Annotated in this window: 3 protein-coding genes; all 3 read right to left on the reverse strand. The window is 43.2% G+C overall.

The window, feature by feature from the left end; genetic code table 11:
• The coding region (locus AC4GME_RS16485; protein WP_490379804.1) for a beta-ketoacyl synthase N-terminal-like domain-containing protein at positions 1-2,385 on the reverse strand (2,385 nt) is incomplete at its 3' end.
• Positions 2,386-2,442: 57 nt separating this feature from the next.
• A complete protein-coding gene (locus AC4GME_RS16490; RefSeq protein ID WP_490378132.1) occupies positions 2,443-3,261 on the reverse strand; it encodes a transposase family protein in 819 nt (272 codons plus the stop codon).
• Positions 3,262-3,516: 255 nt separating this feature from the next.
• Positions 3,517-4,335: a substrate-binding periplasmic protein gene (locus AC4GME_RS16495; RefSeq protein ID WP_490378131.1), complete on the reverse strand. Its 819-nt coding sequence runs from the start codon at positions 4,333-4,335 to the stop codon at positions 3,517-3,519.
• Positions 4,336-4,445 lie beyond the last annotated feature (110 nt).

The raw sequence follows: 4,445 nt of genomic DNA on the forward strand, positions 1-4,445 counted from the left end.
TACCTTGTAACCTTTTGCTTTAAGCTCAGCAAACGCCACTAAAACTTGACTGCTAACACCCGCAACCACAACCTGGTTATTGGAGTTGTAATTCGCAATCGACAGATCTTTGATATCTTTAATATCGGCTGCAACGCTTGCAGGTGCGCCGACAACAGCAATCATAGTTCCGGCATCAAAGTCTGCATCTGCCGGTGCTGCCATCGCCTGTCCGCGGCTGCGAGCCAGTGTCATATAATCATCTTCTGAAACAACACCAGCAGCCCATAACGCGGTTAACTCACCAAAACTGTGTCCGGCACTGAAATCACTTTTAAAACCTGCTTGGGTAAAGGTTTTATATAAACCGACACTGAACGCACCAATCGCAGGTTGGGCGTATTGTGTAAGACGTAAACTTTCTTCTTGTGCCTGACGTTGCTCTTCACTGAAAACTGGAATTGGATAAAGTGTTGATGAGAGCTGATTTAAGCCCGCATCAGTGAACTGCTTATCCATATTGGCAGTGCTTTCTAATATCGATGGGAAGTTACAAACCAAATCGCGTCCCATATTCAGATATTGAGAACCTTGCCCTGAAAACAGCGCAACCACTTTTCCAGCCGTTTCTATACCTGATTCACGGTAATAGAGTCCGGTCGGTTTACTCCATGCTGTGGCACTATCACTGTTTAACTGTTTTAAAATCTGCGCAATAGCAGTTTTTGCTTCACCGGCATCTTTAGCAACAAAACCACAACGAGCCAGTTCGCTTGCAGGGGTTTTTAACGGGTTTTCAGTGATTAAAGCATTAAACAGATAAACTAACTCATCTTCAGGAGCTGACAGTTTTTCAGACCAGCTTGCTAAAGACTCGATCAGCGCCGCTTTGTTTACCGCTGTGATCAGCACAGTTTGCGGCACAGCAGTTAAACGATACGCTGCTGTTTGTCTGCTTTTGTACTCTTCTAAAACAAAGTGGAAGTTGGTGCCGCCAAAACCAAATGAACTGATCCCCGCTCGGCGTTTAACGCCATCGGCACGCGGCATCCACGGACGTGTTTCATTATTGATATAGAGGGGGGTATTTTCGATATCTAAATTTTGATTGGGTTTATCAACATTAATAGTGGCTGGTAACACTTTATGGTGCAGCGCCAGTGCTGCTTTAATAATACCCGCAGTGCCTGCGGCCGCTTTCGTATGACCCACTTGTGATTTCACCGAGCCTAACGCGACATGTTGTTTCTGCTCATTATTTTCACTAAAGAGCATTTTTAAACCGGCGAACTCGGCGGCATCCCCCGCTTTAGTGCCTGTGCCATGCGCTTCAATTAAACCACAACTGCGCGGATCAAATCCGGCATCCGCATAGGCACGTTTTAATGCTTTTAATTGCCCTTCCGGGCGCGGTGCATAAATCGATTTAAAACGGCCATCTGAAGAACTGCCAATCCCTTTAATCAGCGCATAAATTTTATCACCATCACGCTCTGCATCTTCAAGGCGTTTCAGGGCTATCATCCCCACACCTTCACCTATCATCATGCCGTTAGACTTTTCATCAAACGGACGAATATCATCACCATCAGTAAATGCCGGTGTTTTTGAGAATGACATATACATAAACGGCGAGTTATCACAGCATACACCACCGGAAATCATCATCTCCGAGCGATACTCTAACAGATCTGAAACCGCCATTTTAATAGCAGCCAGCGATCCCGCACACGCAGCATCAACCACACAGTTAGTGCCACCAAAATTAAAGCGGTTGGCAATACGCCCGGCGATAACATTACCTAACATGCCCGGGAATGAGTTCTCTTCCCACGGAATATAGGCTTTTTTGAATTTATCGATAATAACCTGGCGATCCGCCTCAATCACACCGGACGCTTTTAATACTTTATCTAAAACAGGCCCCTGCAGGCGCGACATCAATTGCCCGCCCTGCTTTTGGCCTCCGCCCACGCCTAAGGTGATACCCACTTTATCGCGGTCATAACTGTTTTCATCACTGATGCCAGCATCGGCTAATACATCACGCGCCACCACTAAAGACATTAACTGGGTAATATCAGTCAGTTCTAAAATGTTCGGCGGCAGACCGAATTCCATCGGATCAAAGTCAATTTCCGGTAAAAAACCACCACGTTTACAATAGCTTTTATCCGTAGCTTTTTTATCACTAGAGTAATAATCATCTATTGCCCAGCGATCTTCCGGCACATCTTGTATGCCATTCACCGACTCAACAATATTGTCCCAAAATTGCCCGAGGTTTTTGCTTTCTGCAAAAACCGAAGCCATACCAACAATCGCAATCGGACAGTCACGTAAACGTGAATTTAACTGCTTATCTTCCACTGTCTCAGCGATGTTAGTGTTTTCTTTGTTCGACATTCTATTACTCCAGTTAGGATCTATTGCGTATTCGTTATAAATATTAAACGGCTGTTTTTACTGCTCATCTAATAAACGAAAACGGCTTAAAAATTCATTGTAATTACCGGCAAGTACACGGCGGATATGAAACGGCGCTTTTTTTAATACATGTTTCATATAGCGTCTGGCGGCATTTTTTTCATCATCAAAATACAGATCAACATAAACCCAGCCACTGTCCGGATCGTTCGCCACTAAAAGACGATAGGGTTTTTTCTGATCTGCAAATTTTGGCAAGGTGGTAACATTAACCTGAACCACATCCAGGCAACTTAACTCGGTTGATTTCGCATTTAGCGCATGCTCGGTCAATTCACTGCTGGCTTGGTTCTCTGCTTGTTCCTGCTGATGTTTTTGGCGCATCTGATTTAATACATCAGACATCGCCTGCGGTGAGATTTCAGAACTGATCACCGCATTAGAATCATGCGCTTCAATATCCACCAGCACCCGGCCCTGCTCATTTTCACCGCCAACTAACGGATCCATATCCGCTAATCGCGATACGCCATGCCGCTTTAAACAACGCTGCAAGCCCGCACGCGAAGTACTCGGATTAATAAACTCCTTGCACACAGCAAGCAGTTCATCCAGGGAGAGTTTCAAACGGGTACGCAACTGCACCACTACATATTCCTGCTCGACACTCAGTGTGGTATTGAGTTGCTTTCGTATATGCGAGGCATCTTGCGTATCTGCGCGTTTTCGCCATTTACGAACAGTCGATTCAGAAATTTTCAGCAGGCGCGCAAGCACCGCCGTAGGCAGATCGGATTCATAAATAAAAGCGCGTATTTCCGGTGTGGTCGTCGCGTTCTTATGTTGTTTAGGCATTAAAATCAGGCTTCATTAAGTGGTTAATTTAACTGATGAATTGAATAAAAGCAGTAATATACACAGGTATCACACCCTACACAATCACCCGATACTTAATTTACCTTTAATGTGAGGAGAGGAGGGTTTTTGCTGTTGATTGGTTATCTTTAGTTAATAAACAGCCATTGCCAATAGGTAATGCCCAAAAGCAGACATTCAGCGGGTGGATATATTAGCTAATCAACAAAGGTAGTAAATAATCAAGGTTAAAGATCATTTTAATTTTGATAAATATTTCTGCATTATCTGTTCAAGCTCTCCTGAGCTCTCCATTTCACTAATACCAGCATTTATAAGCATATTTAGCTCTTCTGCGAATTTGTAATCCCTAGAGATACCCATATGAAACTTGGTAGGCTTTATGCCAGGAATAAGGTCGCAGCCAAGATCAATGCCAGAAAAGAGATCCTCTTCTAGCAACTTATAGCCAAGCAACACCTCATATCGAGCGAGAAAAATATCACAGCGACCAACCTCTAATAACTGTAACAATTTTTTAAAGGAGTGCGCTGTTCTCAAAACATCATCATTATTGACGCCATAACCAGTGTAGTTTGAGCCAAAGCGACCGCATACAACCCCTGTTTTAATAAGATCCGCTGGAGATTCAATGCTTATGCCATTAGGGTAGTGTTTTCTGGAATAGAAGAAATAAGCGTTAGTGGTAAATAGATGCCTTGTCAAAATGTACTCAGTCGCCCTCTCTTCCGTGTAGATCATATCCAAGGCAACTTGAGCACCATTATTATTCTTTACGTTTTGCAAGCAGCGTTTCCAAGGAATAAAAATAAACAATGCATGCATATTGTGTTTGGCTAATACCTTCTCGATAACTTCGGCGTTAAACCCACGCGCTTGAGTTAAGCCTGAATTATTAACCTTTTCTGCCCATAGATAAGGGGGAAAGCCATCACTATCTTCACAAAAAGTTATAGTGCTACCTTCCATAGCGGGATTGGCGTTAGTTGATTGTATAGGGCTTAACAATGAAAATACCATTAATACGGAAACTATTATAAAACCTATATTCATAACTTCGCGCCTTTAATAAAACTATATGCATTAATTATAGAGTCGAATATCAATAAAAGAAAAAAAGTACATATTCCGGAGCATCGTGAACAGTGATTCAGGACTATCGA

The sequence above is a fragment of the Psychromonas sp. genome (assembly GCF_983033635.1).

What these genes read in the sequence shown, in the direction of transcription:
- AC4GME_RS16490 (WP_490378132.1), bottom strand. Translation starts at nt 3,261, where the DNA reads ATGCCTAAACAACATAAGAACGCGACGACCACACCGGAAATACGCGCT.
- AC4GME_RS16495 (WP_490378131.1), bottom strand. Translation starts at nt 4,335, where the DNA reads ATGAATATAGGTTTTATAATAGTTTCCGTATTAATGGTATTTTCATTG.